The following is a 15,425-nucleotide window of genomic DNA, read 5'->3' as shown; positions in this document are numbered from 1 at the left end:
GCACAGTGATCACCTACGAATGGCGCCCGGAGCTGACCGGTGCCGAACTCGACGAAGTCCTCCAACTCGTCCAGGACGCAGCGGAATACGACGAAGAGGCCGGATTCTCGTCCATCGACGCCGACACCGTCCGAGAAGTCGGTGGCGCCACCGGGACCGTTGCGCATCTGCCGATCAAGGCCCGGCGCGATCTCAGCCCGCTCGACGACGTCCCGTTGGTGATCGTGGCCTACCTTCATCTGTCGGTCGCCGCCGATGGGGTGGGCACGGTGTCGTACGTCGTCCATCCCGACTACCGTTCGCGCGGGATCACGACCCTGCTGGTGGAAGAGGTCGGCCTCGACGTGGTCGGTGAGGGCGGCTGGGAACGCACCGGAGCCAACGCACTTCGCTGCTGGGCGTACGCCACCCATCCGGCGTCGGGCAGACTGACGCGACGATTCGGCATCCCCGCGGTGAGCAGGCAGTGGACCCTGGCCCGGCACCTGGCCGGTCCGTTCGCACTGCCTCTCGACGAGACCGAGGTCGCGGACGGGGTCACCCTCGGTGACCCGCACGACCACGTCGCCGACGACCCCGCCATCGCACAGGTTGTGGCGGCCGCGGACCTCCCTGAACGACATCACGACCGGGTGACCGCGGACCTCCGCCGTGGTGGCGGGACCGTCATCGACGCGCGCGACGAGAACGGCGTCGTCCTCGGATTCGTCTGGTACACCACCGAACACCGGATGCATCTCGAGCTGCGGACCGCACTCGTCCATGCGCTTGTGCTGTCCGAGAAGGCACGCGGTCTCGGACTCGGGGCGACGCTGCTGACGGCGGCGCTGGCGCGGCAACGCGATGCCGGGATCCAGGTCTCCCAGTTGCGGATCGATCCGGACGATGCCGGTGCGGTGCGCATGTGCCGCCTGCTCGCCTTCGAGCAGGAGGACGTGCACTCCTGCTACCAGGTCGGAACAAGTACGAGCCCGCCGCCGGCGTTCCGATGAACGCGGCCGCGCCTGGTGACAATCGTTGTGAGAATGGGAAATCCGAATGAGTGAGCCTGTGACCGCCACCGAGTTCCTCGACGATGCCAAGTTGCAGATCGCCGACAAACAGGTGGAGGCCGATGGGGTCGTGTCGCTCACTCTCGTCGACCCGGACGGGAATCCGCTTCCCGCATGGGAACCCGGCGCGCACCTGGATCTCATCCTGGGACCCGATCTGATCCGTCAGTATTCGTTGTGCGGCGAGGTGACCGATCGGGACCGGCTGCGCGTCGCGGTGCTGCGTGAGCCTGCCGGCCGCGGTGGATCGTCGCGGGTCCACGACGAACTCACCGTGGGAGAGCTGATCGCGGTCAAGGGGCCGCGCAACAACTTTCCGCTCGTGGATGCGCCGGCCTATCTCTTCGTCGCGGGTGGGATCGGGATCACCCCACTGAAGCCGATGATCGACGAGGTGCACGCGCGGGGTGCGGACTGGACGTTGCTCTACGGCGGCCGTACCGCGGCCGGGATGGCTTTCGGCGAGGCGCTGGCGCAACAACATCCCGAGCATGTCGCGCTACGACCCCAGGACGAATACGGACTCCTGGATCTCGCTCGGGCCGTCGCCGAGGTCCCGGCCGGAACTGCCGTCTACTGCTGCGGACCGGAACCGCTTCTCGTCGCAATCGAGGAGGTCTGCCGCAGCCGGTCGGACATCGAACTCCACGTCGAGCGATTCGCCCCCAAAGTAGTTGCGCAGGATGGTGAATCAACCGCCGAGGCGTTCGAGGTGGTACTCGAGCAGAGCGGGCGGAGCGTCACGGTGCCGGCCGACAAGTCGGTGCTCGACGCGCTGCTCGACGACGGTATCGATGTCGACTTCTCCTGCCGGGAAGGCACCTGCGGCACCTGTGAACAGGTTGTGCTCGACGGCGTGCCGGACCATCGCGACTCGGTGCTGTCCGAGGACGAGCAGGCTGCGAACGACTGCATGATGGTGTGCGTGTCCCGGAGCTGCACACCGAGGCTCGTACTCGATCTGTGATCGTCGATCGGTGCTGGGCGAGGGGCGGGTGTCACGGCGCCCCTCGACTCCGGTCATCCCGCGGCGGCGGGCTCCGCATCCGGTGCAGGCAGATCGTGATCACGGATGATCCCGTGCAGAAAGCTGCGCACGATCCCCTCGAAGAGCTGGCGCTGGGTGAGATCGTTGCTCGAGAGTGCCTGAGCGAGAAGAGGCTGCGACTCCGCGGAGACATTCGGGAAGATCGCCGACTTGGGGCGCGGCGGGCGCATGGCTTCCATCAGGACCGCGCCGATCGACAGGGTCTCCATCCCGTCGAGGATGCGGACGTGCAGATCCACCGGAACGCCGGAATCCAGCAGGAACTGCGCGGTGTCCTCGTAGGTCGACGTGAAGAGGTCACGCGGGAGATGCTGCAGCAGGACCGGGGCGGCGTTGCGATGGCGTAGGATCGACTGCCGGAAGTTCAGCGCCAGTGCCACGAAGAACTCGGGCCAGTCGGGTCCGGGGTTCATCCGTGGTCGCCGGACGGCGGTGCCCGCGATGTAGCGGGCGACCTCGGTGAGAATCTCGTTCTTGTCGTCGAAATGGTGATAGAGCGACGGCGCGCGGACTCCGAGGTGTTTCGCGAGCCGCGGCAGGCTGAACGCCTCGAGTCCCTCGGAGTCGATGATCTCGATGGACGCCATCACGGCTGCCTTGCGGCTGATCAACGGCTTGGACGGCCGTGCCATGTCCCACCTCTCCACGCTGCCTGAACGGACCTAACAAGAGTAGTTTCAGGCGCGATGGATGTCCATGCGGGCCTACCGAATCGGTGCCCGTACCGGCTCGCGGCCCGCGGGGTCGGACATCCGGTTGTCGCTCGATCCGGGGATGGGCGAGCCGCGTTGCGGAAAATCAGTGGCGCCGAGAGGCGCCCTCACGCCACCATGAGCGGGCCATCGCGTCCACCGATGCCCAGCCGGCATCCACCACACGTGATCGACTAAAGGTCAGCCCACACAGCGAATTTCAGCGTCAGGAGGTCGACATGACCGCACTACTACTCGCGATCGTCAGCGGTATCATCCTGCTCGCCGTCGTCGTCCGCACACTCATCGTCACCGTCCGGGACGACCGGGGTCGCGTCCCGTATCGCGCAGCGTATGACACGCGGCGCCCGTCACCCTGAGGGTGCGGGCTCGACTCACTCCGCCTTCTTGAGCACCGCGAGCACGGTCAGGAGGAGGATCTTGACGTCGAGCCACAGCGACCAGTTCTCGATGTAGTAGTTGTCCCACTCGGCGCGGTCGGCGATGGAGGTCTGACCGCGGAGGCCGTGCACCTGCGCCCACCCGGTGACACCGGCTTTCACGCGGTGACGTTCGCCGTACCGTCGGATCTGCACGTCGAACAGCGAGACGTATTCCGGACGCTCGGGTCGTGGACCGACGAGGCTCATGTCCCCGCGTATCACGTTGAGCAACTGGGGCAATTCGTCCATCGACGTCGACCGCATGATCTTGCCGATCTTGGTGCGGCGGTCGACGCCCTCGACGCCGCCGGGCGCACTGCCCTCGGTGGGCCGGAACTTCTCCGCGTCGGGGTCCTCGGGTCGCATCGACCTGAACTTCAGGCAGTCGAACACCCGCGCGTTGCGCCCCACCCGCGGTTGCGCGAAGAAGATCGGCCCGGGGGAGCTCAACCGGACCAACAGCATGAGTGTGAGGAACAGCGGCGAGATCGCCGCCAGGATCAGGGCTCCGACTACGCGGTCCCCGATGTGTTTGGTGCGGAACTGCCACCCGCGCGGGTTGGTGTGCGGAACCGACATCAGGGGGAGTCCGCCGATGTGGTCGACCCGGCTGCGGCGGCCGACGACGTCGAACATCCGCGGGACGATCCACACCTTGACGCCGTGCCGGTGGGCGATGCGGACGGCGGCCGTGAGCCGCTCGACATTGGTGACCGCGAACGCCACCACCAGGACCTCGGCCTTCGTGGCCCGGATCGCCTCGTCGAGTTCGTCCACCCCGCCGAGTTGCGCGATCTGGTTGGTGGGACCCTCGTCCCGATCGGCGCGGGGTGGCGCGCTGGCGGCCAGGATGCCCACCGGCCGGAGTCCGTGCTCCGGTGCAGACACCATGCGGCCCACGACCTGTGCGGTGATCGGCCCGTCGCCGATGATCAGCGTCGGGGACAGCAGGTGGCCGTTCTTGCGCAGGTTCCGCTGGATGATGTCGCGGATCAGACGACCGAACGGAACCCAGAACAGCGCCGACACCCACACCTTGGTGACCGCGGCGCCGGGTCTGTCGTCGGAGTAGGAGAGAAGTAGCGAGCACAGCAGGATCATCGCGGCGATCGTGCATCCGGTCATGACCCGGCCTACCTCGTCGAGGAAGCGTCGGTTCAGGCCGCGCCGGTACACCCCGCGCACCGTGAAGATGACCACCAGGATCGGCACGAAGAGTGCCAGCGTCCAGAGCGGCGGGTTCGCGCCGCTGCCGCTGTTCACCCACCAGATCCCCATGGCCAGTGCGATCGTCGCGGAGACCACGTCGATCGACACGGTCACAATCGTGCTCAGGGGATCGTCGCGGATCAGCTCGTGGAAGGTGCGCCGGCCGCTGGGCGGCGCGGACACCGGGGCACGCGTCGTCGTCTGCGGGATCTCGGCCTGCGATACACGGGTCGACAAGTCCACTCCATCCGAAGAACAGCCCCCCGCTCCCGAAGATTGTAGGTGCACCCGAGGGGCTCGTGTGGGCCTACCGGGCACGTGTCGAGCACCGAATGCTCACTACCAGGTCACGGGGCTGCCCAGCCGGGGTCAGCGTCCGAAGATGAGTTCCTGGACCAGGATCGAGAGATCGGACATGAGCTGGACCTCGGACGAGGACCAGTGGTGCGGTTCGGAATCCCAGGCGCAGAACGTGCCGATGACATGTCCGTCCTCGTCGGCGAGCGGGATGCCCAGGTAGGAGGTGACCTCACCGCTGACGGCGGTCGGATGATCGGCGAGCAGCGCATGGTCGGCGATGTCGTCGATGATCAGCGGTGAACCGCTCACGACCGGCAGGACACACAGGGAGTTGACCAGCGTTCGGGTGCTGGGCCCATCGGGGTCTCCTGAGCGGAACGCGATGGCTGCGGTCGCCTGCTCCTCCGGGGTGATGAGATTGACCGCGACGTGCGGAACCCCCACGGCGTCGATCGTGAGCCTGATCGTCTCGTCGAGATCGTGGGTGGGTGGGTCGTCGAGGAGCCCGCTGTCCTTGAGGGCGCGCATGCGCTCGGGATCGGCCAGGATGGCGCGCAGAGATCTCGCCATCTCGGGATTGCGTCCGCGGACCGCCTCGAGTACGGCGAGCAGTCCGGCCTCGGGTGAAGTGTCGAAGAGTGCGGCCAGTTGTTCGGCATCCGGGGCCGTCGCGGACTCGGGAGCGGGGGCGTCGACGGGGCTCACCGTGTTCTCACCGTCTTCGGGGCTCACACTCATCCTCGCTCCTCTCGCTGCCTGGGCCGGCCGGGCACACGCTCACGACTCACGCGCAGGTGTTCGGCGGTCGTCGTCCTGATCGCACGGCCTTGACCCAGTCGGTCGCCGCCGAGCCGATGTCGAGTATGCCGTGCGGCTGATTGCGGACCCTGATCGCAGTGATCACATCACCCAGGCGGCACCCTCGGTCGATGGCCGCCGCTGTCCACGGGGCGGGGATGACGTCGTCCGAATCACTGTAGGCCACCAGCATCGGAGCCGAGGCCCGGCCGGTAGGGAGACTCACGTCCCGTAGCCAGCGTCGCAACCGGTCGGTGGCCGCGTCGTCGACGGGCCGATAGTCCTCGGGTCGAGTTTCTTCGACAACGGCCTGCTTCTGCACGATCGCGTCGTCGTTGCACTCGAGGAACACCCCGAAGGCCTCGAGCAGGGGCCCGTGCACATAGTCGTCGATGACGAGTTCGGGATGCTTCGCCTTCAATCCGGTCAGCACCAGCGGCAGGAAGGCGATCTGTTCGGGCGTGAGGGTCCCGGCGGCCATCGCGTCGGCCAGGGGCGCGACGTCGAGCGCGGGACTCATGGTCACCGTCCCCATCAGGCGCAGGCCACGTCCGTAGGTGTCGGCGATCTCGTTGGCGTGGAAGATCGCGTGCCCGCCCTGCGAGACCCCGAAGCCCCACCATCGGTCGCTGGTGCCGTCGACGACCGCCCGGGTCGCCCGGACCGAATCGATGATGTTGTTCGCCGCCGGCGCCGGGTCGAGATAACGGTGGGGTCCTGGCGTGCCCAGTCCTTGGTAATCGGTCTGCACGACGACGAACCCCTGCTCGAGCAACGACGCGACGAGCTCGACGGTGCCCAGCAGGTTGCCGTAGAGCGACGGCGCGCAGTTGCCCGCGGTTCCGGTCGTCGGGTGACCGACCGCCAGGATCTGCCACCCGCCCGCCGGTGCCCGTCCGCGCGGCACGAACACGGCCGCCGAGACCGGAACCAGCTCGTTGCCGGCCGGATCGGTGGACAAATAGCGGAACCGCACGGTGCGATCGACGATGCGCCGCAGCGCGATGTAGGCGTCGGTCGGCATGGGGTCGCCCACGAGGTCGCCTGCCGACGCCCCGGGGGGAGCCGCGAAGTCCGGCGACGTGCCGTCGGAGGACCCGGGCCCGGAGGGCGATGAGCAGGCGGCGGCGAGCAGGACGGTGACGAGGAGGAGGGCCACGAGCGCGGGAGTGGACAAGCGCCCGGCGCGCCGCGACGTCACCCTCATGACCGCGTGAGCAGCTGATCCAGCAGGGACACCGGATCCTCACAGAGATGGTCGAGGGCCGCCTCGATCACCGGACGCCCGACGAAGTCGCTGCAGAACGTCGTGGTGAAGCTGCGGGATCCGTCGATCTCGCTGACGAGCATGCTCGCCGCATCAGGACCGTCGGGTTCGACGTAGGCGAAGAGGTGGTGCGACGCCGACGCGGGTTCCCACGGCAGGTCGCCGAAGATCCCGATCCGACCCAGATCGCTGACCGACAGTCGTAACCGGTCGGGCACATCGGTGCGGGATGGCGGCGCCGACTTCGCGCCCGACGTCGACGGGCGTAACCGCGCCCGCAATTCACCGGCGGCCAAGATCGCTGCGGGCCAACCCGACTCGGCGACCGCGCGAATCCGATCCCCGACCTCGGTCGGCGTCGCGTCGGGCGGGAAACGCAGCGGGATGCCCACTGCGAAGTTCCCGTGGTCCTCGGCATGCTCGGCGTCGAGATAACGACGGCAGTCGAACAGGATCTGGGTGCGGTCGTCGAGCGAGACCCCCTGGGCGGACAGCGCGGCGCGCCACAGTGCGACGGTCACGGCCGCCGACGACATCCGGACGCCCGTGTCGGCGATCGCGCGCTTGAGTTCGGCCGTCTGACCCGGACGCATCGCGGCCGTGACGGCGCAGCGGGTGGAGTGCCAGTCGTCGATCGTGCGCCTCGGCGCCTCGGTGGTCGATGCCGCGTTGTCGGCGCGCAGACGCGCGATCTCGCGGAGACGGCGCGGATGCCGCAGCACATGCCGCCGCAGGGCCCGCCACGCCGCGTCGGACGGCAACGACCGTTCAAATCGTTCGGTCATCGGGAAGTCGTGACGGCTGGCGACGCCGGCGATCTGCTCGACGCCGAGTCGGCCGTCACCCATCCCGTGGGTGTGGTCGATGACCAGCCACTGTCCGCACACCAGCACCTCGAGCCGGGGAAGCGGTTCGGGGCGGTTGCGCAGGCGTGTCATGAGGTCGCCGACCGGCAGATCGGCGAGGTCGAGACGCTCGACGACCTCGGGACGGGTCTCGACGTCGTGCCTCCAGCTCGCCGACGCCGGGTCGGGGACGAGGGTGAGTCGCGACGCAGGCGTCCACGCCCGGGTCAGTCGCGTACGGACGACCTCGAGGTCCAGCGGTGCCATCGGACCGGTCACCGAGATCGTGCGGGAGGTGGCCAGCGCACGGTCCAGGACGGATGCGCGCTGTACTCCGGCTGGCCGGGATTCCCTAGAGCGCAGCATCAACGACCTCACGCATCTCGTCGCGGAACCGTTCGCGCCGGAATCGTTCGGCCCAGGACCGGATCTCGGAGCGGTCGAAGTCGTCGACGGCGAAGTCGCGTAACGAGGCCGCCAGTCGTTCGACGATCTCGTCGTCGGTACCCGGCTCGATGAGCACGCCGGTCGATCCGGGTACGACGGTGTCGAGCGCGCCGCCCTCCCCGAGTGCGATGACGGGGGTACCGGTGGCCATCGCCTCGACGGGCACGATGCCGAAGTCCTCGATACCCGGCATCAGGACGGCCCGTGCGCTGCGATGCAGGTTCAGCAGGGTGTCGTGCGGGACCCGGCCGAGGAAAGTCGTCTTCGGCCCGGCGAGTCCACGGCACTGGTCCATTGCCCGGCCGTCCCCGGCGACGACGAGCCGGACGTCGGCGCGGGCGGCGGCCGCGATGGCGAGGTCGGGCCGCTTGTACGGGACCAGCCGACCGGCCAGGAGATAGAAGTCCTCGCGCGGCACCGCCGGATCGGGGGTGAAGCCGTCGAGGTCGACCGGCGGGTGCACGACGACCGAGTCGCGGCCCCACTGCTCGCGAATGCGTTCGGCGACCGCCGAGGAGTTCGCGACGACCGTGTGGAGGTGGGGAGCGGCGCCGACCTCGCAGCGCCGGGCGACCACCGACAGAGCCGACAGGATCGCGGCTCCGGCGGCGCCACCTCCTTCTCCGGCGCGCAGCGTCGGGTCCCACGCCCAGCGGGCCGGGCTGTGCACATAGGCGATGACGGGGGCCTTCGTCGCGTGCACGGCCTGGGTGGCGAAGGCATGATGACTGGTGACGACCGCGTCGGCATCCCGCAGCGGCATCCGCCGGAATGCCAACGGCATCAACGGGAGCAGCGGCGCGTAGCTGCGCTCACCGAGCAGGCGATACGCATGATTCAGCGACGAGGTGATCGGCGGGTCGGCCAGCCCGGCCGGGATTCCGGAGGCCCGGGCGATCGGCGCATGCACCTCGACGCGCGGCCACGTGGCGGCCAGTTGTTCGACGACGTGCTCGGATCCGGCTATCTCCGTGAGTCGTTCGTGAACGACGGCGATGCGGTCAGCGGGCATTGCTGCCCACGTCTCCCGGCGCGGCCCGGAACCGGTCCGGATCGGGCGGGCTGATGTCGCGATCATCGTGCGGTACAGCAGGTGTCATGGGTTCGGCGGCCTCGGTTCTGGTGGCGGTCGTGTCCCCGGCACTCTCGACGGGGATCACGTCTGCGGAGGTGGACAGGGCAGGCGAGGGAGGCTGCTTTCCCATGCGCTGCACGATCAGATGCCGGGTCGACCCGATGGTCGTGAGCTGCGACAGGGCCTGTTCGGCGGCCTTGCGATCGCGCCCCGACGTCGACACGACGACGACCGCGAGCGCGAGATCGCCCGGGTCGACGTGCTGCCACCAGGCCCCGGTGAGGGGGTGCCGGTCGACGCGCAGACGATGTCCGGTCGCCGTGTCGTCCGTGGGTGGGACGAGATCGGTGATCAGGCGATCGGCGTCGACATGCTCACCCGTGAGGATCACCGCGGTCTGTGCACGGCGATGGCGTTGCGCGAACGCGGGCAGCAGAGTCGACGGCAACGCCGGTTCACCGCGCCGTCCGTAGGTGAGGTGCGCGCCGTACCGATGGGCGGCGCGGCGGGCCCAGATCGGATTCGGCCTGCGACCGACCCGCCCGCGGAACAGTACGAGCAGTTCGGCCGCGACGATCGTCGCGGCGATCCCGGCGACCGCAGCCTCCTGAGCGGGCTTGGGGCTGACGGGGACCTCGCTCACCGATGGCGCCGCGAGGATCGTGAGCGTGTCCGACGACGAGTTCTGCAGGCGGGTGAGCTGCGAGTCGAGATCGGCGAGCGTGGCGTCGGATTCGACCTTGGCGTCACTGCGGTCGGGCAGTGCGCGGTTGCGGACCCGCTCGGCGGTCACCTGCGCGCGCAACTGGTCGATCTGCCGGGTGATGTCGCGTGCGTGGGTGGACAGGGACGCCGCGGAGATGGCGGTGACCATCGCGCGGGCCACGTCCTCGGCCTGCCGGCTCGTCGGCGCCGTGGCGGTGACATCCATCAGCGTGGGTGCCGTTCCCGGTGTCGTGGCGACGTGCGAACTCAACTCGCCGGTGGTCCAACCCGTATCCACCTGCGTCAGCACCTGCTGAAGGACGTTCTCGTCGGTGGACAGCGCCACGAACGGCGCGCGTAGCTGCTCGACGAAGGCGTCGCCGGGGATGATCGTGCCGGCCGGAGTGATCTCGGCGACGACCGTGGCCGAATACTCCTTCGGGACCAGCGCGGTCCGCAGCGCGAACACCGACGCACCGACGATGATGCCGATCAGGATCGCCGGGAGGGCGACACGGGCGAGATCACGGAAGTGTCCGAACAGGTCTACCGAGGGCGGCGCATCGCGTCGCCCGGCGGCATCGAAGCTGGAGGTCACGCGCGTATCTCCTGTGGTGTCGGATGCCCCCCGACCATCCCCGGACAATGCAGTGCTCGATCAGCTGTCAGTTCACCATAACCAACGATGTCGGCGACGGTGGTCGACGCGGGCGGGCGTGGCGCGTGTGCGAGAGACGATCTCGCGCGTCACCGGCCCGCGAGCATCGTGTACGCCTGCTTCGGGGACCAGTCGCGACGGACCACCCCGAAGTTGTGTTCGAGGTTGTTCGGATCGGTGCCGGCGTCCCGAAGCGAATACGCGAACAGCGGACCGAGCCAGGGCGCGTCGGTCTGGGCGCCGATGGCGATCGCAATGCTCTGCGCCTGAACCTCTTCGGTGACGGCGTTGGTGCCGGTACCGGTCGGCGCGCCGAACTCGGTCATCCAGATCTTCTTGCCGCCGTCACCCGCCGCGACCATCACATCGCGCATGTCCCACATCCGCGCCGCGGTGCTCCACGACGCGGCAGCCGGGTCGTTGGGCAGCGCCGGGTACGTGTACGGATGCACGCTCAGCGCGTCCAGGGACTGGTTGTACCCGCCCTGATACAGCGAGCGCACGAACGTCAGCGGCGCGATGTCGCGGCCGTTGTCGGTGCCGGGCGCGAGGCCGCCGGAAATCACCGCGGCGCCCGGGACCGCGCTCTTGATGGCGGCGTACGACGCGGTGAGCAGACGGCCGTACTCCCCGGCGTTCGCGCGCGGGAGCCAGTAGCTCGCCAGGTTCGGCTCGTTCCAGATCTCCCAGACGGCTATCGAGTCGGCGTACCGCTGCGCCGCGGCCGCGGCGAAGGAGGCGAAGACGGCGGGGTCGGCGGGACGGTAGTGGCTGTTGCGGGGGAAGTCGGACGCGCGCGCCGCCCACAACGGGGTGTAGGTCACCAGGCCCAGCGGGCACATGCCGTGCGCGACGACGGCGTTGACGACCCGGTCGATCGGGGCCCAGTTGCGTTGTCCGCGCCGCGGTTCGACGACCGACCAGTCCACGTCGAGGCGCACCGCCCACATACCGAGATCCTTGGCGACCGACAGCTCTCGATTGAGGTCCGCATCCGACGCGCCGAGCAAGGAGGCGCCCGGGGAGGCGGCGACCTGGCGATCCCCTCCTGCGAGTGAACACGCGGCCGGTGCCGAATGGGCATCGCTGCGCACCCACACGATGGCGGCGAGGGTTGCGATGAGGATGCACACGTACGCGAGTGCCGACCGGGTGGCCCGACCGTACAGGGACGGTGTCATGGATGGTGCCTATCTGACGAGACGCGCCTCGGGCGTCACAGGGCCCGGCCGCGGACTTCTCCTCGGCCGGACAACAACTCGTCGAGCATACGCGGTAAGGTCGCCGACTTGTCGTGACCGTCGGCGATTCGACGACGAGCCTCCGCGGTCAGCGAACGGCGCAGGTCGGCGTCCCCGAGGACGCGGTTGATCGCGGCGGCCAGCGCGGCGGGATCCGACGGTGGGACGAGGACCCCGGCACCGTCACGCAGGAACTCGGTGGTGCCGCCGTGATCGGTGCCGATGACGGGTTTTCCGTAGGCCATCGCCTCGAGGACCGACAGCGGCCCGGCCTCCGGTGTCACGCTCGCCGAGAGCACGACATCCCACCGTTGGAGCGCGGCCCGTAGGTCGGTATGACCGAGGAACCGGACGCGTCCGGCGAGGTCGGGTTCCCCGGCCCGATCCCGTAGCGCGGCAACATGATCGGCGTCCCCGGGAAACGATCCGCCGGCGAACTCGAGGTCGACGTCCGGCAGTGCGGCGACAGCGTCGAGCGCCACGGCATGTCCCTTCCACGGGGTCAGCAGGGCCAGCATCCCGACCACCGGCGGGTCGTGCAGATCGGCCGGCAGGGCGTCGACCGGCCAGGTCACCCCGTTGTGGGCGACCACGACCGGCAGACCGAGTTCGGCGAGGGGGACCGCTGTCGCCTCCGACACCGACACCGCGCGCCGGATCACGGGTGCGCTGACGCGCAGGACCGCGCGCTGCCGGCCCGACGACAGGGTGTCGTGGACGAGCCACGAGACGCGGCCCGTGGGACGGGCGATGCGTGCCGCGGGGAGCGCGAACAACGAGTTGACGATCGTCGAGGCGCCGGTAGTCCGCGACACCCGGCGCAGGATGCGTCCGGCCCGGATCCAGTCGACGACCAGTCGGCCTGCGCCCGCCAGACGCGCCACACCGCGCTCGCCGCTGAGGCCGAGTGGGGGAATGGCCACGTGATCCACCCCGGCCGGGAGTCGCCCGGGAAGCGGGCCGTCGGGACTGACGACTCGTACCCGGTGGCCTCGGCCGACCGCGACGTCGATGAGATCGAGCATCACCTTCTCGGCGCCGGAGACCTGACCGGTGTGGGCGACGAAGACGATCGTGTGCTCGGACGCGGGACGGCTCATCGGGCCACCTTCGTGTGTCGGCCGGGAGGCGCGGTCACCGCCCGGATCAGCAGAACAGCGGGAGCGGCGACGATCAGCGCCGCCCCGGCCGAGACGACCGGCCAGGGCACGGAATGCGCGACCAAGACCCCGAGCGCGCACGCGCCGGCGGTCAGCGAGACCAGTGTGATGAGCGTGCCGAGTGGGAGGAGTCCGGTGATCGGCAGGGTCCGGCCGATCACCACCCACAGCGCCACCGCCGCGACGGCGAACGTGACGACGGTGGAGATCGCGGCCCCGTCATAGGAGTACCGCGGGATGAGGATCACGTTGAGTCCGACGTTGAGCGCCAGACCGCCGATCGCGATCCACGGGTACCGCTTCGCGTGACCGGTCGATGCGAGCAGGAAGATGCCGAGCACGATGAAGGCGGTGATCGCGGCGCCCAGGACGAGCAGTCGGGCGGCGTCGGCGCCGACGACGAATCGATCCCCGTACAGAAGTCCGATGATGGGTCCGGCGCTCGGCCAGAACGCGGCCACGGCCACGGCGCCACTCGCGGCGAAGACGGCGGCGGCACTTCGGCATCGCTGACGCAGAACCCCCGCCTGGTCCGGCCAGGCGGCGACCAGCAGGGTGCTGATGGGGCCGATCGCGGCGAGGATCAGGGTGTCCATGATGTCGGAGAACTTGTAGCCGATGCTGTAGATGCCGACCGCGTCGAGTGAGTCGAGCAGGCTCAGCAGCAGGACGTCGCCCTTCTGCAGCGCGATGGTCAGGGCCAGGCCGAGTGCGAGCGGAAGGGCATCGGAGAGCATCGGTCGCCAGCGCGACCACTCGACGATCCGCGACGGGCGCAGCCCCGACGACCTGCGCATGATCCCGACGACCTTGATGACCAGTGACAAGATCTCGTTCGCGACCGGGGCGAGCACGAACACCAGGAGCGCCGGCGCGACCAGCACGGCGGCGATCGTCAGGGCCAGCTGTAGTACCTGTCCCAGGCTCTCGGCGATGGCGGTGAGCAGCAGGCGGTGCCGACTCTGGAAGATGACCGTGAGAGCCTGTGCGGGCGTGGCGAACACGACGACGAGACCCGCGACGGCGGTCGCGCGGACGACGTCGCCGGGATACTGCAGCACGATCACGTAGACGACGGCGATCAGGTAGCCGAGGAGGCCGAGTACCAGCCGCAGCGCGATGAACGCCGAGGACGTCTTGGCGACGTCGTCGGGATCGCCGGAGATGAGCCGGGCCATCACGGCGCGGCCCACCCCGAGGTCGGTGAAGATCGCGGTCAACCCGAGGAGGGCGAACACGAAAGAATAGGTACCCCAGTCCTCCGGGGAGAGGGTCCGCGCGATGAGAACGCTTCCGGCCCAGCCCAGAGCCGCGATCACCAGACGACTTACCAGCATCGCGATCGTCGCCCGCGTGGCGGCCCGCGCGTCCGAGGCGGGGTGCGGGCCGGGTTCGTCGGTGATTCTCGGCCCGCTCGCTACGCTCCCGGCGCCGGTCGTTTTCGGCCCGCCGGCCCGGGTCTCCAGCTCGGCGTCGGCCTGCTGTTCGACCAGTACGTCGGACGGCAGCGGCCCGGTGACGTCAGGGCTCACGGCGCTCCCGGGCGGGTATGTCGACACCGGATGCGCGGTAGGCCTCGACCGTGCGCCGGGCGGTGGTGTCCCAGCTCAGCGCCGACGCGACGGCGGTACCGGCGGCGACGAGCTCGCTTCGTGCGGCATCGTCGCGCACGAGCGGTTCGAGGGCGCGGACCCAATCGTCCTCGTCATGGCCTCCGACGAGGGTGGCGCCGTTCCCGACCACCTGGGGGAGCGCGCCCACCGCGCTCGCGACGACGGCGCCCCCACAGGCCATCGCCTCGACGGGCGGCAGGCCGTAACCCTCGTAGAAGGAGGCGTAGGCGGTCACGGTCGCTGCGGCGTAGAGCGACGGCAGGTCCTCGACGTCGACGTAACCGAGACCCACCGCCGAGGACGGCGCATCGGGTCCCGTCGAGCCGGCGCCACCGAGCACACACGGGATGTCGAGACGCCGCGCGACCGCGGCCACCAGTTCCACGTTCTTGCGGGGTTCGACGGTACCGATCTGCATCACGAAGCGTTCGGGCAAATCGTATTTCGCCCGGACCCGCTCGATGTCGGCGTCCGACGGTGGACGGGCCCACTCCGCGGGCGCGAGTTCGGTGACATATGCGTCACGGCCGCACGTCTCGCGGATCCGTTCGGCGGTGAACTCGGACACGGCGATCAGCACGTCGGCGCGTCGAAGCGACGTGCGGACGAGTACGGATTCGCCAGCGGCGCGGAACCTGCTCGATGCGGACGGCATGTCGAGCACGGACAGGTCATGGACCGTCGCGACCGTCGTGGTCGGCCCGGCGATCGGGAGATCGACGTCGAGGCCGTGGAAGACATCCGCCGAACGCACGGGCAGGACGCCGAACACCGCGCGCCGGACACCGTCGGCGACCGGGCGTCCGACCGGGCTGATCGTCGGCGGCAGTTCGTCGACCGCGTCGGTCTGGACCACTGCCGACAGCGGGGTG

The 15,425-nt window shown here is 69.3% G+C and carries 14 protein-coding genes; 3 read left to right on the top strand and 11 right to left on the bottom strand.

Annotated elements, in window-relative coordinates; genetic code table 11:
- Nucleotides 1-5: 5 nt before the first annotated feature.
- On the top strand, nucleotides 6-992 hold the full coding sequence (locus tag MHN80_RS03025) for a GNAT family N-acetyltransferase (protein ID WP_239399455.1): 987 nt from the start codon (nucleotides 6-8) through the stop codon (nucleotides 990-992).
- Between the two features lie 46 nt (nucleotides 993-1,038).
- The gene (locus MHN80_RS03020; RefSeq protein WP_239399453.1) at nucleotides 1,039-2,019 is read left to right on the top strand and encodes a PDR/VanB family oxidoreductase; all 981 of its coding nucleotides are present in this window, start codon (nucleotides 1,039-1,041) and stop codon (nucleotides 2,017-2,019) included.
- 53 nt (nucleotides 2,020-2,072) lie between these two features.
- Here the strand turns inward: MHN80_RS03020 and MHN80_RS03015 are convergent, their stop codons facing one another.
- A complete protein-coding gene (locus MHN80_RS03015) occupies nucleotides 2,073-2,732 on the bottom strand; it encodes a TetR family transcriptional regulator (RefSeq protein ID WP_004023593.1) in 660 nt (219 codons plus the stop codon).
- 299 nt (nucleotides 2,733-3,031) lie between these two features.
- Between MHN80_RS03015 and MHN80_RS03010 the strand changes: the two genes are divergently transcribed.
- Nucleotides 3,032-3,172, top strand: coding sequence for a hypothetical protein (locus MHN80_RS03010; protein ID WP_167550901.1), 141 nt, complete (start codon nucleotides 3,032-3,034; stop codon nucleotides 3,170-3,172).
- 15 nt (nucleotides 3,173-3,187) lie between these two features.
- Here the strand turns inward: MHN80_RS03010 and MHN80_RS03005 are convergent, their stop codons facing one another.
- The 10 genes from MHN80_RS03005 to MHN80_RS02960 all read right to left on the bottom strand — a co-directional run bounded on the left by MHN80_RS03005 (nucleotide 3,188) and on the right by MHN80_RS02960 (nucleotide 15,418).
- Nucleotides 3,188-4,681 (bottom strand): sugar transferase, encoded by a 1,494-nt coding sequence (locus MHN80_RS03005; RefSeq protein ID WP_239399451.1) that lies wholly within the window; start codon nucleotides 4,679-4,681, stop codon nucleotides 3,188-3,190.
- A 132-nt stretch (nucleotides 4,682-4,813) separates the two neighbouring features.
- A complete protein-coding gene (locus tag MHN80_RS03000; RefSeq protein ID WP_239399449.1) occupies nucleotides 4,814-5,482 on the bottom strand; it encodes a GAF domain-containing protein in 669 nt (222 codons plus the stop codon).
- Nucleotides 5,483-5,528: 46 nt separating this feature from the next.
- Complete coding sequence (locus MHN80_RS02995; protein WP_239399447.1) at nucleotides 5,529-6,749, bottom strand: lipase family protein; 1,221 nt, start codon at nucleotides 6,747-6,749, stop codon at nucleotides 5,529-5,531.
- Nucleotides 6,746-8,020, bottom strand: coding sequence for a hypothetical protein (locus MHN80_RS02990; RefSeq protein ID WP_239399445.1), 1,275 nt, complete (start codon nucleotides 8,018-8,020; stop codon nucleotides 6,746-6,748). The genes MHN80_RS02995 and MHN80_RS02990 overlap by 4 nt, the downstream gene beginning before the upstream one ends.
- Nucleotides 8,007-9,113: a glycosyltransferase gene (locus MHN80_RS02985; protein ID WP_239399443.1), complete on the bottom strand. Its 1,107-nt coding sequence runs from the start codon at nucleotides 9,111-9,113 to the stop codon at nucleotides 8,007-8,009. Before MHN80_RS02985 ends, MHN80_RS02990 begins: the two co-directional genes overlap by 14 nt.
- Nucleotides 9,103-10,479, bottom strand: coding sequence for a hypothetical protein (locus tag MHN80_RS02980; protein ID WP_239399441.1), 1,377 nt, complete (start codon nucleotides 10,477-10,479; stop codon nucleotides 9,103-9,105). Before MHN80_RS02980 ends, MHN80_RS02985 begins: the two co-directional genes overlap by 11 nt.
- A 149-nt stretch (nucleotides 10,480-10,628) precedes the next feature.
- Nucleotides 10,629-11,720 carry a cellulase family glycosylhydrolase gene (locus MHN80_RS02975; protein ID WP_239399439.1) on the bottom strand — a complete coding sequence of 364 codons (1,092 nt, stop codon included), beginning with the start codon at nucleotides 11,718-11,720 and terminating at the stop codon, nucleotides 10,629-10,631.
- Nucleotides 11,721-11,755: 35 nt separating this feature from the next.
- Nucleotides 11,756-12,880 (bottom strand): glycosyltransferase family 4 protein, encoded by a 1,125-nt coding sequence (locus MHN80_RS02970; protein WP_239399437.1) that lies wholly within the window; start codon nucleotides 12,878-12,880, stop codon nucleotides 11,756-11,758.
- Nucleotides 12,877-14,472, bottom strand: coding sequence for an oligosaccharide flippase family protein (locus tag MHN80_RS02965; protein WP_239399435.1), 1,596 nt, complete (start codon nucleotides 14,470-14,472; stop codon nucleotides 12,877-12,879). The genes MHN80_RS02970 and MHN80_RS02965 overlap by 4 nt, the downstream gene beginning before the upstream one ends.
- Nucleotides 14,462-15,418, bottom strand: a complete 957-nt coding sequence (locus MHN80_RS02960) for a glycosyltransferase family 1 protein (protein ID WP_239399770.1) — start codon at nucleotides 15,416-15,418, stop codon at nucleotides 14,462-14,464. The genes MHN80_RS02965 and MHN80_RS02960 overlap by 11 nt, the downstream gene beginning before the upstream one ends.
- Nucleotides 15,419-15,425: the final 7 nt, after the last annotated feature.

Source organism: Gordonia sp. McavH-238-E (assembly GCF_022348225.1).
Classification (GTDB): Bacteria; Actinomycetota; Actinomycetes; order Mycobacteriales; family Mycobacteriaceae; genus Gordonia; species Gordonia terrae.
The sequence above is the reverse complement of the archived record's forward strand: the minus strand, read 5'-3'. Positions and strand labels throughout refer to the sequence as shown.

What these genes read in the sequence shown, in the direction of transcription:
- MHN80_RS02995 (WP_239399447.1), bottom strand. Translation starts at nt 6,749, where the DNA reads ATGAGGGTGACGTCGCGGCGCGCCGGGCGCTTGTCCACTCCCGCGCTC.
- MHN80_RS02975 (WP_239399439.1), bottom strand. Translation starts at nt 11,720, where the DNA reads ATGACACCGTCCCTGTACGGTCGGGCCACCCGGTCGGCACTCGCGTAC.
- MHN80_RS02990 (WP_239399445.1), bottom strand. Translation starts at nt 8,020, where the DNA reads ATGCTGCGCTCTAGGGAATCCCGGCCAGCCGGAGTACAGCGCGCATCC.
- MHN80_RS03010 (WP_167550901.1), top strand. Translation starts at nt 3,032, where the DNA reads ATGACCGCACTACTACTCGCGATCGTCAGCGGTATCATCCTGCTCGCC.
- MHN80_RS03000 (WP_239399449.1), bottom strand. Translation starts at nt 5,482, where the DNA reads ATGAGTGTGAGCCCCGAAGACGGTGAGAACACGGTGAGCCCCGTCGAC.
- MHN80_RS03020 (WP_239399453.1), top strand. Translation starts at nt 1,039, where the DNA reads ATGAGTGAGCCTGTGACCGCCACCGAGTTCCTCGACGATGCCAAGTTG.
- MHN80_RS02970 (WP_239399437.1), bottom strand. Translation starts at nt 12,880, where the DNA reads ATGAGCCGTCCCGCGTCCGAGCACACGATCGTCTTCGTCGCCCACACC.
- MHN80_RS03015 (WP_004023593.1), bottom strand. Translation starts at nt 2,732, where the DNA reads ATGGCACGGCCGTCCAAGCCGTTGATCAGCCGCAAGGCAGCCGTGATG.
- MHN80_RS02985 (WP_239399443.1), bottom strand. Translation starts at nt 9,113, where the DNA reads ATGCCCGCTGACCGCATCGCCGTCGTTCACGAACGACTCACGGAGATA.